Source organism: Natronomonas aquatica (assembly GCF_024449025.1).
GTDB classification, from domain to species: domain Archaea; phylum Halobacteriota; class Halobacteria; order Halobacteriales; family Haloarculaceae; genus Natronomonas; species Natronomonas aquatica.
Map to the genome: position 1 here is coordinate 15503 of NZ_JAHLKM010000010.1, position 13916 is coordinate 29418.

Here is a 13916-nt window from a genome sequence, read left to right on the forward strand (position 1 = left end):
TTTCCTACTCAGGAATTCTTGTGAGTAATTTTTAGGACGACGAGACGCTCGAAGGGGAACCGCTCGGCGGCGATCTCCCGCGCTGTAAGCCCGGCATCGGCAGCGAGTCCGGCGACCGCATCGATATCGGTCAGCGACGACACGAGCAGATAGCTCCGGCCGTCCGGCTTCAGGACGCGGCCGACGTCGGCGACGAACGGGCGGACGACGCGCCGTCCGTCCGGCCCCCCCGACAGCGCGTACTCGAGAGGGTCGTCCCACTCCGCGTCCGGTGGGGTCGGCAGGTACGGCGGGTTGAAAACGACGACGTCGAAGCTATCGGCGCGAAACGGTCGGGTCAGGTCTCCCCGTATCGTTTCGATCCCCTCTGCGCGTGCCCGCGCACACGCTTCGGGGCTGATATCGGAGCCGACGACGGTCGCGTTCGTCTCGGTTGCGATACGGCTCGCAACGTAGCCGGATCCGACCCCGACTTCGAGGGCGTACCCGCCGTCGATACGCTCGATCGCCGTCTCCGCGAGGAGGTGAGAATCCTCCGCCGGTTCGTACACCGTCGGGACGTCCCGCTGTTCGGTGAGCTTCATTATTTCGCGTCCTCGTCGGCGGGCGGGTCGGTAACCGAACCGGTGGCGGGCGTCGAGACGCTTCCGTTCTCCGATCCCGTCCCGGCCGGGTCGGCCGAGTCACGGTCAAGCCGCTTCGAGCGGTCCGTCTCCTCGGCCCGTCCGGTGAGTTCGCGTTGCGGGAACGGGATCTTGATCCCGTTGGCCTCGAACTCCGCTTTGACCGACTCGATCACGGCGTTTTGTGCGCGCCACTTCTCTTGGACCCGCGGCGTCGTGATCCAGTACCGGAGCCGGAGGATCACCGCGGAGTCGGCGAACTCGTGTCTGATGACGTCCGGCGGCGGCTGTTCGGCGACCGCCTCGACGCGCTCCATCGCCTCGACGGCGATCCGGGCGGCCGTGCCGATGTCCGTCTCGTAATCGATACCGACGTCCGTCTCCAGTCTAAGCCGGTCGGTTTTGGAGTAGTTGACGATCTCGTTTTCGGTCACTGCGTCGTTCGGTACCAGGACGTGTTCCTCGTTGAACGTCCGTATCTGGGTGTTGTACACGGTAATGTCCGTGACGATCCCCTCCCGGTCGGCGACGCGGATCCAGTCGCCGACCTCGAAGGGCCGGGCAAAGAGGATCACGAACCCCGAGAGGATCCCGGATAAGGTCTTCCGGGCGGCAAAGCCGAAGACGATGCCGAGCACACCGGCCCCGAGAAAGAGGTTGGTGACCGGGATGCCCCAAAGCGCCACGACGAACGCCACGAACGGGATGAAGACGACGATCTGGATGGCGTGGTGGGCCACCGCACGCTGGTGTGGCGTGATGGCGACTCGTCCGGCACCGTACTTGATCGAGCGTTTTGTCAGCCGCGTGACTGTAACGCCCCCTGCGAAGACGATGAACGTCACGAGCGCTTTGACGCCCTGCTCCGGCGATATCGACAGGAACTCGAGAGCGTTGAGCACGTCGTCGGGGATCCGCCAGACCGCGACCAGGAATCCGGTTAGCAGTACCGCCGTCGTCGTCACGAGAAGCGACTGGACGACCTCGACGGTGTCGGCGTCGTGTCTGTCCTTCAGACGGGAGCCGAGGTAGTACAGGACCGCGACGACGAGAGCGAACACGACCGCCGAGGCCGCCGTCGCGGCGTACCTGGTCGCCACGGTATCGAACGTCCCCTGGATGCGATAGATCGCCTGCCAGTACCACTGCGACGAGAGGGGAAGCGACATACGCTCAGATCACCCCCGAACCGGGTCCCGGCTCATTCGGTTCCCACCTCCGCGGCGATCCGGGCCAGTCTGGCGAACGACTCCGGAGACACGTTCCCGGCCCGCTTGCGGGCCAGCTCCTCGCCGGCCGCCTCGATCACCGCTTCGGGATCGTCGATCCCCGAGATGTGTGTCGTGTTCCGGATCGCGTTCCGCATCGTCTTCCGGCGCTGGGTGAACACCGCCCGCACGATCGCCATGAACGTCTCGTCGTCCGGCACGGCGTATTCGGGCTCTTTCGGCGTCGCACGTACGACGGCACTTTCGACGGCCGGCGGCGGCGAAAACGCTTCCCTCGGGACCGTCTCGACGATCTCGATGTCGGCGTAGTGGCCCGCCGTCACCGACAGCCGTCCGTACTCGTCGCTCCCCGGCTCGGCGACCATCCGCTCGGCGAACTCCCGCTGGAAGGTCAACACGAGCGGCCGCCCCGCCGGCAACAGCCGGAAGGCGATCTCCGAGGAGATCCCGTACGGGAGGTTTGAAACCGAGGCGGTAAAGGCCGGCAGATCGATCTCGAGTGCGTCACCCCCGATGACCTCCAGCCGGCCAGCCTCGATCGCGTCCGCGAACTCCTCGGTGAGAAACGCCGCGAGCGTTTGGTCGCGTTCGACGACCGTAACGCGGTCGGCAGTACCGAGCAGGCGGTCGGTGAGCGCGCCAGTACCGCCGCCGATCTCCAGAACGTGGGTCCTATCGGCCCTGTCCGGGAGATGTCCCGGGAGCCGATCGAGGACCCGATCGTCGACGAGAAAGTGCTGGTCGCGCTCTGGATCGCCGCGGACGCCGGCGCGGGCGATGAGCGCGTCGGGATCGCGCATATCTGGCCGGTAATGGGCGGCGTCGTATAGCCTTCGCGCTTTCGAGGCCGACAGCGAGGATATCAGGAATCCTCGTGACGCGCGAAGATCCGGTACTTGAGGTCCTCCTCGCGGAGTTCTTCGAGGATCCGCTCTATGAGCACGTCCTTCGGGTTGTGGAGCCCGGAAACGCGGCTCTCGATGTCTTCGAAGCTCTCGAAGGTCTTTCGTTTCCGGGTGTCGAGGACATTGTTTCGGAGCTTCTTCCCGATCCCCGGCAGGAGGTTCAACACGTGCAGCCGGGTCGTGATCGGCTGGGCGTCGTTGTAGAACTCGACGAACCGCTGTTCGTCGCTATCGATGATCTCCTCGACGGCGTACTCGAGTTCCGATTCGGCCGTACTCGAGAGGTCGGCGTACTCGACCGTCCGGAGCGTTTTGGCGTTCTCGCCCGGCGGCTCGATCTCGATCCGGTCGCCGATGTTGATCCCGGCGTCGTCGGTCAGGGCGACCTCGACGAGCCTGAAATCGGTCTCTCCGACGGCGAAAGCGACCGGCGACCGTTCGTACTGTGGCCGGTCGTCGTTCGGGCTCCCCCGTGGCAGGAAATCCAGCACAACCGCGGTCCGTGGTGTATCCTCGTCACCGTCGTCGGTCATACTCCCGTCTACGGGGAGACGATATTTAAAATAGGGGCAGAGTTCCTATCGCGGATCGCGGCCGTTCTACGGACGAATCAGGCCGAGGCAGTTCACGCGTACTGCGCGACGATATCGAGAACGTCGTCGAGTTCCTCACCCGAGAGGGTGTACCGACCCTGCGCGAAGAGCGTCCGGAGTTCGTCCCGATCCTCCGGAAGGACGTCGGTGATCTTGTAGGCGGTCGCTTCGTCGACCTTCTCCAACTCGAGCAGTTCCCCGACCAGCTCGCGGGATTCCTCGCTCTCGAGGACGGCGAACCTGTTCACGTGTTCGATGGCGCGAGCCAGTTCGTACCGCATCTCGCGGTCCTCATCGAGGGCGCGTTCGGTCTCGACCTCTTCGAGGAGTTCCTTCGCTTCGGGAGTCGTGATATACTCCTCGTCGAGTACCTCCTTGAATATCGTCATGCCTGCTGGAGCCGGAGGTGGGCGGGGGCCGCGATGAGCGTCTTCGTGACGCTGCCGTCCTCGATTTCGACCTTGAAAGCGCTTCCCTGTTCGCCGACGACCGTTCCGGTCCGGCCGTTAAAACGCGGGTGGAACTGTCCTTTCGGCACGGAGGGATCCAGTTTGAGGTGGACCTTCTCGCCTTCGTCGAACTGCTGGACGGCACGTTGCGGCGGCGACGTGCCGCGGGATCGGGCGTCGTTCTTCAGTTTGTTGCGGGTTCCTTCCCGCGGACCGTTAGAGCTAGGCATTCCTGTCGCGGTCTAAACGGGTCCGACACATAAAACGTGCGTTCCGGCGTCGTCGCGGCTGTTTATATGCGGCCGACCTCGTCGACCGAGACGCTCTCGACGCCGTCGACGTCGGCGAAGGCGTCCTCGACGGCGTCGGTGCCGCCGGCCTCGTCGGGGATGAGGACGGTCGGGAACAACGCGATGAGGCCGAACGCGACGTCCTCGCGGTCGACGCGGCTGATCTTCGCGCCCTCGGGCAGGGCGTTCTCCAGCCGTTCCTGGAGGTCGTCGAGGTCGATTTCGGGGCTCTGCGGCATGACTTTCATTTTGGCGGCTACCTTCCCCATGGTTACGGCCCCATGAACCCACAGTCGGGGCACTCATAGAGGTTGCTCTGTTTGCGACACTTCGCACAGCGGTAGATCAGGGCGCCACACTCCGGGCAGTCGAACTTCGCCGCGCTCGTCCCTGAGATGTTGATCCCACAGGAGATACACGTGTGTTCCCTGCGTTCGTCGCTTGCGGAACTCATATCGAAAAGTCGGTCGGCGTGCCATTTAACCCTTGTCAACCGCCGCGAACGCCCCGCTTCGGCGCCGGTCGTTACGCTCTGTCGACACGAACGAGCTGTTTGCCGATGTTCGTCCCCTCGAAGAGCCCGAAGAACGCCTCGGGCGCGTTCTTGAGTCCCTCGACGACGTTTTCTTCGTACTCGAGATCGCCGCTCTCGATCCACCCGGAGAGCCGATCGAGCGCCTCGTCCCACCTGGATTCGTAGTCCCTGACGAGGAACCCCTCGACGCGCGCGCGGCTCTGGATGAGCTGCATCAGCTTCCGCGGGCCGGTCGGCGTCTCCGTCGCGTTGTACGTCGAGATCTGTCCACAGACCGCAACGCGGGAACGGACGTTCAAAAGCGGCCAGACCGCGTCGGTTATCGGCCCGCCGACGTTGTCGAAGTACACGTCGACGCCGTCAGGACAGGTCTCACGGAGCCGTTCGCGGACGTCGGCCGTCTCGTAGTTGATCCCCGCGTCGAAGCCGATCGATTCGATCCACTCGATCTTTTCGTCGGCACCCGCGATCCCGACGACCCGGCAACCCGACAGCGCCGCGATCTGACCGACGACGCTCCCGACGGCGCCCCCGGCGGCGCTCACCACCACCGTATCGCCGGCCGTCGGCTCGGCGACGTCGGTCGTACCGAAATACGCTGTCACGCCCGGCATGCCGAGGACGCCCAACGCAGTCGAGATCGGCCCACGGTCGGGGTCGACCGGCCTCAGATCGTCCCCGTCGGCGACGGCGTAGTCAGCCCAAAGCAAGTTCCCGGTGACGGTGTCACCGGCCTCGAAATCGGGGTGTTCGGACTCGACGACGGACCCGACGACGCCGGCTTTCATCGGATCGCCGACCGCCCACGGCTCGGCGTAGGATTCGGCGTCACGCATCCGCCCTCGCATGTACGGATCGACCGACAGGTACTCGGTTCGGACGAGTACCTCGCGGGTGCCGGCCGTCGGCGCGTCGGTCTCGACCAGTTCGAAGTTTTCGGCGGTCGGTTCGCCGGTCGGTCGGCTCGAAAGCAGCCACTGACGGTTCTTTGCCATATCCACCCCTCACCGGACCCGAATAAAACGTTCGGCCAACCGGTGGAGCCTTCCGGTTTCATCGCGAACGCCCGGTATGGATCCCGACCGGCGTTCGGAAACCGTTCGGGGAACGGTCCGACGGCTCCGAGCGGAGGCGAAGGCGACGAACGAGCGGCGGCTCCTCGTCCTCAGCGGCGCGAGCGAGCGCTGCCGGCGCGCCGCACGGACCGCCGTCGAAGCCGGCGGGCTCGACGGATCGATCGTCTCCGTCTCCGATCGGGAGCTCGTCGGCGAGCGTCTCGGGCCGCGATCGACCGGCGAACTCCTCGGGGAGACACACGACTGTCTCGTCGTCGATTGCCACGACGCCTGTCTCCCGAACACGCTCGGGCAGGCCGTCGGCGCAGTCGACGGCGGCGGGCTGGTGATCCTGCTTGCCCCCCCGCTGGAGACGTGGCCCGACACCGCCTGCGATCTCGAAGCGATCCTCGCCGCCCCGCCGTTTTCGCCCGACGACGTCGGCGATCGGTTCAAACGACGACTGGTCCGGACGCTTCGCGCCCACCGGGGTATCGCGATCGTCGACGTCGATTCGGATCGGCTCCTGAAACGCGGCTGTACCGATCCCGCCCCGCGTCTCGCCTCGGCGGACGGGACGCCCCCCGAGCGTCACGCCTTTCCGACGGCCGTCTACGCGGCGTGTCGGACGGCCGACCAGACCGAGGCCGTTCACAGCTGTGAACGGCTCCGCGATCCGGGAACGGCAGTCGTCCTCGAGGCCGACCGCGGCCGGGGGAAATCCAGCGCAGCCGGGCTTGCGGCGGCAGCGCTTGCGGCCGGCGGCGCCGACGTCCTCGTGACCGCTCCCGGCTACCGGAACGCCGCCGAACTCTTCGAACGGGCGGCCGAAACGCTCCGGACGCTCGGGTCGCTCGCGGGCGACGACCGGGATGGATCGACCCGTCCCGCACTACACGCCGGAACCGGCGGCACGGTTCGGTTCGAGAAACCACAGGCGGCGGCCGAGGCGTCGGCCGACGTCTGTATCGTCGACGAGGCGGCCGCCCTCCCGGTTCGGACGCTCGAGACGCTTCTTTCGGTCGCTCCGGCGAGTTGTTTCACGACGACTGTCAGGGGCTATGAAGGATCCGGGCGGGGGTTCGACGTCCGGTTCCGCGGCCAACTCGAGGACGAACGGACGGTCACGGCGATGACGCTTTCGGAGCCGATCCGATACGCTCCCGGTGACCCGATCGAGGTGTGGCTGTTTCACGCGCTGTTGCTCGGCGCGACGCCGCCGCCGGCCGAACTCATCGCCGGGTCGGAGCCGACCGAGGCGACTTACCGGCGGCTCGATCGGGAGGAACTCGCCGCCGACGGGACGCGGCTCCGGGAGGCGTTCGGGCTGCTCGTAGCCGCCCACTACCGGACGGAACCGACCGATCTCGCCCGGTTGCTCGACGCGCCCAACGTCGCGGTCCGGGCGCTCACCATCGGTGGCCACGTCGTATCGGTCGCACTCCTGGGGCTCGAGGGCGGCCTCGACGAAGCGACCCGAGAGCGTGCCTACGGGGGCGACCGGATCGACGGGAACCTCGTCCCGGATCTGTTGACGAGTCAGCTGCGGGATCCCGAGGCCGGCGTTCCGACCGGGCTCCGCGTGATGCGGATCGCAACCCACCACGCCGTCCGGTCGAACGGGTTCGGTTCGGCGCTTCTGGACGCGATCGAATCGGAGTTCGGATCGGAAGAAAGACCCGACGACGGACGGTTCGGGGTCGTCGATTACCTCGCTACCAGCTACGGGGCGACTCCCGAACTACTTGGCTTTTGGCGGGACAACGGCTACCGGACGATCCATCTGTCCTCGACGCGCAACGAAACGAGCGGGGAACACTCCGCAGTTATGCTCCGGCCGCTCTCCTCGGCCGGCCGGGACCTCGCCGACAGACACGCCGACTGGTTCCGCCGCCGGTTTCCGGACGTCCTCGCCGGGCCGCTCGATTCGGTCGATCCGGACGTCGTTCGTGGTGTCCTCGACGCGACGGCCGGCACCGTCCCGGTCTCGCTGTCGGCGTTCGAACGGCGGCTTGTCGTCAGCACAGCGGACGGCCCGGGACGGTACGGAACCGCCCCTCGCCCGTTCCGGCGGCTGGCGTTCCGTGCGCTTCTGGACGGCGCTATCGACGACGCCGACATGGAGCGGCTACTCGTCGTGAAAGCTCTCCAGAACCGCCCGTGGGCGGCGACGGCCGAAACGCTCGGGTACGTCTCCGAGCGGGCCTGCATGCGGGCCCTCGGGGAGGCGTTCGAACCGATCGTCGAGGCGTACGGTACCGAGATCCTCCGCGACGAGGGCGACCGGTGTTGATCTCCGGAGTAGCGGGCGGCATAAATTTATTGCCGGTATTCTACATGGTGTGTGTATGATTCGCAAACTCCTCGTCGCGTTCGGAGTCGTCGAACTGATCGCTCCGGGGCCGATCATCGACGTCTGCGAGCGGATCGGGCTCGAAAACCCCGAGACGGCGAAGCTCCGACCGAGGGCGAACCTCCTCGCCCGACTCGAGGGCGCGGCGTTCGTCTGGGTGCTCGTCCGTGGAAGGGATCGATCGCCCGCCGTGAGCGTGCTTCTCGTCGCCGCCGGGGTTCTGGCGGCGGTCTATCCGGACCCGCTGATCAGAGTCAGCCAGTCGTTCGCCTACGAGAACACCTCGGAACTCGAACTCCGACCGTGGGTAAAGCCTGCGGCCCGGCTGCTCGGGACGCTGTATCTTCTCGTCGTCGTTCTGTCCGAGTCGGGGAGTGCCCCCGATCGACCGACGGAATAGAAACCGACGGTTGGCTACTCGTACAGCCAGGTCTCGTCGATCCGCTCGTAGTCGTGTAGTTCCGCCTCGTCGAAAAAGAGCCCGATCTCGCGCTCGGCGGAGCCTTCCTCGGTGTCGGAACCGTGGATGACGTTCCGGCCTAAATCGAGCCCGAAGTCGCCACGGATCGTCCCGGGCGCGGACTCGGCAGGGTCGGTCTCACCCATCATCGTTCGGACCTGTGCGATCGCGTCCTGGCCCTCCCAGACCATCGCAAAGACCGGCCCCGACGTGATGAACGACGAGAGGTCATCGAAGAAGGGCTTGTCGACGTGTTCGGCGTAGTGTTCGCGTGCGAGTTCGTCGTCGATCCGCATGAACTTGCCCGCGATAAGTTTCAGACCGCGGTCCTCGAACCGCGAGACGATCTCGCCGATGAGACCGCGCTGGACGCCGTCGGGTTTGACCATGACGAAGGTGCGCTCGGCCTCGGCCATCTACGCTTCGACCTCCTCTTCGTCTTCGCTTTCGTTTCCGTCTTCCTCTTCTGATTCGGACTCAGACTCGGATGCGTCGTCTTCCTCGTCTTCGTCGCCACCTTCGGCTTCGGTTTCGGCCTCGACCTCCTCGGATTCCGATTCGGTCGGGTCTGCCCCGGCCTCGTCCTCGCTGTCGGCCTCGAGGTCGTCTCCGCTTTCGTCCTCGAGGGATTCTTCACTTTCGGGTTCGTCGTCTTCCTCGGCCGATGCTTCCGATCCGTCGGCGTCGGCTTCTTCGGTGTCCTCGATGTCGGCGTCTCCTTGCTCTTCGTCGCCGATCCACTCGAGGTCGCGGGGTTCCCGCCCCATGAAGTAGTTCTTCTCGCACTTCGCGTCGGCGAACCAAAGCACCGTGCCGTCGCTCTTGACGTACATCGTGCCGGTGCCGGGTTCGATCTCCTGGCCGCTGTAGTCGCAGGTGTGTTTCTGAACCATTATTGTCCTCCGATGGAATCGGCTTCCCGGGCCGTCTCCCGGAGCTGTAACACGTCGCCGACCCGGACTGGCCCGAGGACGTTCCGGGCGATGATCCGCCCTTGGTTTTCGCCCTCCTGAATCCGGCATTTGACCTGCATGGCTTCACCGTGCATGCCGGTCTTGCCGACGATCTCGATCACTTCGGCGGGGGTTGCGCCGCCCCCGTCGTTTTCAGTACTCATCGTCTCTCACCTACCGGAGTTCCTCGACCTTCTCGGCGATATCATCGACGTCGTCGCTCGCGTCGCCCGGATCGACGATGGCCGCAGCAGCACTGCCGACCTGGAGACCGGCGGCGTGGCCGATGTCGTCCTGCGTGCCGACGAAGACGTACGGGATCTCCTTTTCGGCCGCGATCTCGGGGAGGTGCATGACGACCTCCTCGGGGCTTACGTCCTCGGCGACGAAGACGAGCTCGGCGTTGCCTCGCTCGACGGCTTTGGTCGTCTCGTTGGTACCTTTCTTTACCGAACCTGTGTCCCGGGCCACCTCGAGGGCCTCGATGGCGTCGTCCTCGAGATCGGCCGGCACGTCGAAATCCACGTATACTGACATTATTGACTCCTCCTACGCGCGGGCTCGCGCTCCCCCGCCGTCGAATCCGGAGTCGTCCGATCGGTCGGACGGCCGCCGGTTCTCACACCCCGACGGTGCGTCTGAGTCCTGTCCGGCTAGGAGCATCACAACCCCGCGTAGGCTGTACCCCACCATACTGCACCACTACATAAAAGCGCTTATGAACGGGTCCGGGCGTGTGAACCGGGGGCAGGGACGCTCCGGTCGTGGCTTCCCGCCGCGAGCGATGGATTCACTCGCGCCACTCAGATAGCTTGGTATATGTCCCACAGGAGTCGTTACGGAACCGTCGATTACTCCAAATGTGCGAAGGTATCCTTCGTTTCGGGCGTCGCGTTGCTCCTTCTCGGTGCCGCCGGGGAGTTCGTGCTCGTCGAGATACAGTGGAACGTTCCCGGGTGGGTGCACACGCTTCTCGTCGACGTCGAGATCGTCGGCGTCCTCGTGGCGCTGGTGTTGCCGATCGTCTTCGCGATCGTGTTGCCGCTCACCGAGTAGCCCGTCTCCCGGCTGTCCGCAGGGAGATAATGGCCGGACTCGTATACCGGCTCTGCGGTCGTCAACAGCATCACTCTCGGGGTGCGAACACGATGAAAACGGGTCGGCCACCGGACCGAATATCAGAACTTGGCCGTCCCGCCCTCGACGAGCCCGGCGGCGCCGATATCCTCGCGGGCCTGATCGAGGTCCGCCGGACCCTCACAGACGACCAGCGTCTCCCTGTCGTCGATCGCGTGGAACTGGTATCGGTCCGGATCGGAGAGTTCCCGGAGCGCGTGGTGATACACACGGACCGGGTACCGCTGTGATCCAGGACCCCACAGGCTCATGCTGTGAACCGCCGGGTCGTCCCTGAGGTCCGCCACGATCGAGGCGAAGTCCTCGATGTCGCCGATATCGAGCCCGCGATCGGGAACGACGACGTCCGGTCCGGGATCGGCGTCGATTCGCCCCGTCTCGTAGCCGACCGACTCGTATTCGTCGACGTACCGTTCGAGCAGTTCTTCCGCCGATTCGGATGTTTCCGCGTCCTTGCGGTACTGAACGTAGAGGCTAAAGGCACCCATCCCTGACGGCTACGGGTGAAAGACGCATACGTCTTTGCACCTTCTCCGGACCCGATCAACAGTAGCCATCGGCGACGGCGGAGGCCGGCTACAGCAGAAAGCGTTCCTCGTCCTCGCTCAGGTCGACGACGGAATCGGCGGCGTCCTCAAGTTCCTCGGCCGTCGAGGAACCGAACCCCATCACTTCGGTCCGGACGCCCTCGTGTCGGAGGTGGGTACACAGCCTGGCGAAATCGCCGTCGCCGCTACAGAGGACGACGGTATCGACCTTCGACGCCAGCGTCACCGCGTCCAGCGTCATCCCCAGATCCCAGTTGGCTTTCTGGGAGCCGTCGGCGAACGTCTTGATCTCCTTTATTTTCGTCTCGAAGCCGATCTCCTCTAGGGCTTCGAAGAAGTCCTCCTCGGCGGGCGAGTCCGCCCGGATCACGTACGCGATCGCCCGGACGAGTTCGCGGTCGTCGACCGCCGCAGAGAGCATCTCGGTGTAGTCGATGTTTCGCGAGTAGAGACTGTGTGCCGTGTGATAGAGGTTCTGTGAATCGGCGAGCACCGCGACTCGCTGGGAGGCGTGGATCGGTCGCATACTGTCTCTCCCCTGTCCTCCCTCATATGTTTTGGCGTCCGACGTTGGACCGTTTCGGGCCGATCGAATCCGTCGTTACGTTCCCGAAGCCGGCAGCAACGGTTCGGACCGGATCGGTCGGTAGCGACAGCTATTTTTGGGTCACTCCGGTATGGTCGATCGCGCGCGGGTTGCCGAGCCAGGCCAAAGGCGTAGCGCTTAGGACGCTGTCCCGTAGGGGTCCGCCGGTTCGAATCCGGTCCCGCGCACTACACAAGGCGGTGCAGTCTTGCTTTTTTCGGGCTGACTGATGAGAATGAAAAATGGCCTCGAAACCACGCTGAAGGACTGTGACGTAATTAGTAATAGTCAGTTAGCAAATGATAGGCGCATTAGGATCGTCCCACAATCGCAAGAGGGCTTCCTAACTGACAAGCAAGTAATTGATTATCACGAATATAGAAAGAATCTTTTATCATACCTGTTACAGATAGGTAAAGATCCCGAAAAGGCCAAAGGATACTCTCCGTACACCCTTTACGCCGATTCCTACCGTCAAGGAAATTTCGATTTGTGGCTCTGGGAGCGCGACGGCGAATACAATGTACCACCTACACAACATGACGCCAACGCATACATGGATCACATCGCGTATAGCGACAAGTCTCAAACGGCGAAAGGAAAGGCGCAGGAGGCACTCCGGCGCTACTCAAAGTGGCTCCAGCACAAGTTCGGCCAAAACAAGTGGGAGTTCGAATACTCATTCGACGGGAGTGGACAGAGCTCGGCGCAGCCACAAGACTTCCTCACAGTCGATGAACGGAGAAAGGTGAGACAAGAGGCGCTCAACGCCGGGACAATACCGAGTAGAAGCAATATGAGTCAGGAAGAGAGACGCCAGTGGGACGGATACATCGCTCAGTTGTTGGAGAAACCCCGACATGAAGTCACCGACGAAGACTGGGGGGACATCACCGGCTGGAAGATTACCTCTATCGTGTGGACGAGCCTTGATGCAGGCCTCCGCCCAGTAGAAGTTGGCAACGCCAAAACAACGTGGGTTGATACGGCGAACGGAATCCTGCGTATCCCACGCGAAGAGTCCAGTAAGAACGAAGGAAACTGGACGGTAAGTCTCACCGAGCGGACTGCATCAGCTCTTGACCATTGGCTGAGTGAACGAGAACTCTATGGTCGCTACGATGACACCGACGCATTGTGGTTGACGTACCGGGGAAATCCGTACGGGTCACAGAGTCTGAACAGATGGCTTTGCAAGATCTGTAAGAAGCGGGATATAGATGTGGAGAATCGAAGCATCTCGTGGTACTCGATACGTCACTCAGTTGGGACACTCATGACCAAAGAGCGCGATCTCGCCGCGACGAAGTCTCAGCTTCGTCATAAGAGTGTGAAAACAACAATGAAGTATGATGCTGCACCGGTCGAAGACAGGAAAGATGCACTCGATAAAATGGGCTGATCGTTAGCTATCGACGACCGGCATCACTCTCGTACAGCGCGATGTTCGATTCAATATCACCCATCACGTACTCGTGGATCACCGTCTCGAGCTCGTCGATAGTGGCCGCACGATCCTCTGTGATTGCTTGGATGTACTCGGGAGCAAGCTCTTCACCAAACAGCGTGTTTGTAAGTTCCTCGCCGCGCCACAGTGTCGGTTGAACTGATAGACCGTGTTTGTCAAGCACTTTTTCCAGCGAGGGCCACTTCACACCGGCCTCGTCGGCTGACCTCTTCCGAGGGACAAATAGGTCAACGTGGTTCTTCGCGCAATTGAGCTCGGGTTGCTGACGGAACTGAAGCGACTCGATGCGTTTTGATAGATAGTCCAAATCGAAGGCCTCGCCGTTGTATGTCACGAGTGCGTTGGGATCAAACTCGTTGATGCGCTCAAACGCTCGACGAATCATAGTCCCCTCGTCACCGAGTGCACCTCCAAGAGTTAGCACGTCGATAGACTGTTCTCCAGCCACGGTGTCCTTCAGGCCGATCCCGATTGCAACTGTCCGGCCGCTCGTCGGATCGAGGGAATTGCTCTCAATATCGATGCTGGCGTATCGAGTGGTAATCTCATCCGGACCGAGTGACTGGCGAAAAACGAACTCTTCCATCGTGGAAAGAACACTGAGCGAGATGATCAAACTGTCGACTTTCTTACGGTACGTATTGGCATTGATATGTAATTTCGGGCTCACACTTGCTCGCATTTCAGTCGTGTCTGGTTCTTAGGCTACATCTGCTATAGAAGCCCGACAGA

20 protein-coding genes and 1 tRNA gene are annotated in these 13916 nt (G+C 63.3%); 5 read left to right on the forward strand and 16 right to left on the reverse strand.

Going from position 1 to position 13916, the window contains the following annotated elements; genetic code table 11:
• Positions 1-8 precede the first annotated feature (8 nt).
• From KM295_RS09050 to KM295_RS09090, 9 genes are all read right to left on the reverse strand, one after another.
• Positions 9-584: a HemK2/MTQ2 family protein methyltransferase gene (locus KM295_RS09050; RefSeq protein ID WP_256029623.1), complete on the reverse strand. Its 576-nt coding sequence runs from the start codon at positions 582-584 to the stop codon at positions 9-11.
• Positions 584-1792: a mechanosensitive ion channel family protein gene (locus tag KM295_RS09055; protein ID WP_256029624.1), complete on the reverse strand. Its 1209-nt coding sequence runs from the start codon at positions 1790-1792 to the stop codon at positions 584-586. The genes KM295_RS09050 and KM295_RS09055 overlap by 1 nt, the downstream gene beginning before the upstream one ends.
• 32 nt (positions 1793-1824) lie before the next feature.
• Positions 1825-2652 (reverse strand): 16S ribosomal RNA methyltransferase A, encoded by an 828-nt coding sequence (locus KM295_RS09060; RefSeq protein ID WP_256029625.1) that lies wholly within the window; start codon positions 2650-2652, stop codon positions 1825-1827.
• Positions 2653-2714: 62 nt separating this feature from the next.
• Complete coding sequence (locus tag KM295_RS09065) at positions 2715-3290, reverse strand: DUF655 domain-containing protein (protein ID WP_256029626.1); 576 nt, start codon at positions 3288-3290, stop codon at positions 2715-2717.
• A 92-nt stretch (positions 3291-3382) separates the two neighbouring features.
• Positions 3383-3739, reverse strand: coding sequence for an RNA polymerase Rpb4 family protein (locus KM295_RS09070; RefSeq protein WP_256029627.1), 357 nt, complete (start codon positions 3737-3739; stop codon positions 3383-3385).
• Positions 3736-4029, reverse strand: a complete 294-nt coding sequence (locus KM295_RS09075; RefSeq protein ID WP_256029628.1) for a 50S ribosomal protein L21e — start codon at positions 4027-4029, stop codon at positions 3736-3738. Before KM295_RS09075 ends, KM295_RS09070 begins: the two co-directional genes overlap by 4 nt.
• Positions 4030-4091: 62 nt before the next feature.
• Positions 4092-4358 carry an elongation factor 1-beta gene (locus KM295_RS09080; RefSeq protein WP_256029629.1) on the reverse strand — a complete coding sequence of 89 codons (267 nt, stop codon included), beginning with the start codon at positions 4356-4358 and terminating at the stop codon, positions 4092-4094.
• A 2-nt stretch (positions 4359-4360) separates the two neighbouring features.
• On the reverse strand, positions 4361-4543 hold the full coding sequence (locus KM295_RS09085) for an HVO_2753 family zinc finger protein (protein WP_256029630.1): 183 nt from the start codon (positions 4541-4543) through the stop codon (positions 4361-4363).
• 71 nt (positions 4544-4614) lie between these two features.
• Positions 4615-5619: an NADP-dependent oxidoreductase gene (locus KM295_RS09090; RefSeq protein ID WP_256029631.1), complete on the reverse strand. Its 1005-nt coding sequence runs from the start codon at positions 5617-5619 to the stop codon at positions 4615-4617.
• Between the two features lie 76 nt (positions 5620-5695).
• Between KM295_RS09090 and tmcA the strand changes: the two genes are divergently transcribed.
• Positions 5696-7972: a tRNA(Met) cytidine acetyltransferase TmcA gene (gene tmcA, locus KM295_RS09095; protein ID WP_256029632.1), complete on the forward strand. Its 2277-nt coding sequence runs from the start codon at positions 5696-5698 to the stop codon at positions 7970-7972.
• Between the two features lie 55 nt (positions 7973-8027).
• A complete protein-coding gene (locus tag KM295_RS09100; protein WP_256029633.1) occupies positions 8028-8432 on the forward strand; it encodes a hypothetical protein in 405 nt (134 codons plus the stop codon).
• Between the two features lie 14 nt (positions 8433-8446).
• Here KM295_RS09100 and ndk read toward each other — a convergent pair whose 3' ends face one another.
• From ndk to rpl7ae, 4 genes are read right to left on the reverse strand one after another with little or no spacing between them, the layout of a single operon-like run.
• Positions 8447-8908 carry a nucleoside-diphosphate kinase gene (gene ndk / locus KM295_RS09105; RefSeq protein ID WP_256029634.1) on the reverse strand — a complete coding sequence of 154 codons (462 nt, stop codon included), beginning with the start codon at positions 8906-8908 and terminating at the stop codon, positions 8447-8449.
• A complete protein-coding gene (locus tag KM295_RS09110; RefSeq protein WP_256029635.1) occupies positions 8909-9385 on the reverse strand; it encodes a 50S ribosomal protein L24e in 477 nt (158 codons plus the stop codon). It lies immediately after the preceding gene.
• The gene (locus KM295_RS09115) at positions 9385-9609 is read right to left on the reverse strand and encodes a 30S ribosomal protein S28e (RefSeq protein WP_256029636.1); all 225 of its coding nucleotides are present in this window, start codon (positions 9607-9609) and stop codon (positions 9385-9387) included. Before KM295_RS09115 ends, KM295_RS09110 begins: the two co-directional genes overlap by 1 nt.
• Before the next feature lie 10 nt (positions 9610-9619).
• The gene (rpl7ae, locus tag KM295_RS09120; protein ID WP_256029637.1) at positions 9620-9982 is read right to left on the reverse strand and encodes a 50S ribosomal protein L7Ae; all 363 of its coding nucleotides are present in this window, start codon (positions 9980-9982) and stop codon (positions 9620-9622) included.
• A 282-nt stretch (positions 9983-10264) separates the two neighbouring features.
• On the opposite strand from rpl7ae, the gene KM295_RS09125 reads away from it, so the two are divergent.
• Complete coding sequence (locus KM295_RS09125; RefSeq protein ID WP_256029638.1) at positions 10265-10501, forward strand: DUF7860 family protein; 237 nt, start codon at positions 10265-10267, stop codon at positions 10499-10501.
• Positions 10502-10623: 122 nt separating this feature from the next.
• Here KM295_RS09125 and KM295_RS09130 read toward each other — a convergent pair whose 3' ends face one another.
• Together KM295_RS09130 and KM295_RS09135 are read right to left on the reverse strand one after the other, a co-directional pair.
• Positions 10624-11070 (reverse strand): hypothetical protein, encoded by a 447-nt coding sequence (locus KM295_RS09130; RefSeq protein ID WP_256029639.1) that lies wholly within the window; start codon positions 11068-11070, stop codon positions 10624-10626.
• Positions 11071-11158: 88 nt separating this feature from the next.
• A complete protein-coding gene (locus KM295_RS09135) occupies positions 11159-11656 on the reverse strand; it encodes a LabA-like NYN domain-containing protein (RefSeq protein WP_256029640.1) in 498 nt (165 codons plus the stop codon).
• Between the two features lie 163 nt (positions 11657-11819).
• Here KM295_RS09135 and KM295_RS09140 point away from each other — a divergent pair.
• Positions 11820-11904, forward strand: a tRNA-Leu gene (locus tag KM295_RS09140).
• Positions 11905-11951: 47 nt separating this feature from the next.
• Positions 11952-13118: a tyrosine-type recombinase/integrase gene (locus KM295_RS09145; RefSeq protein WP_256029641.1), complete on the forward strand. Its 1167-nt coding sequence runs from the start codon at positions 11952-11954 to the stop codon at positions 13116-13118.
• Positions 13119-13125: 7 nt separating this feature from the next.
• On the opposite strand, the gene KM295_RS09150 is transcribed toward KM295_RS09145, so the two are convergent.
• Positions 13126-13770 (reverse strand): 3'-5' exonuclease, encoded by a 645-nt coding sequence (locus tag KM295_RS09150; RefSeq protein ID WP_256029642.1) that lies wholly within the window; start codon positions 13768-13770, stop codon positions 13126-13128.
• Positions 13771-13916 lie beyond the last annotated feature (146 nt).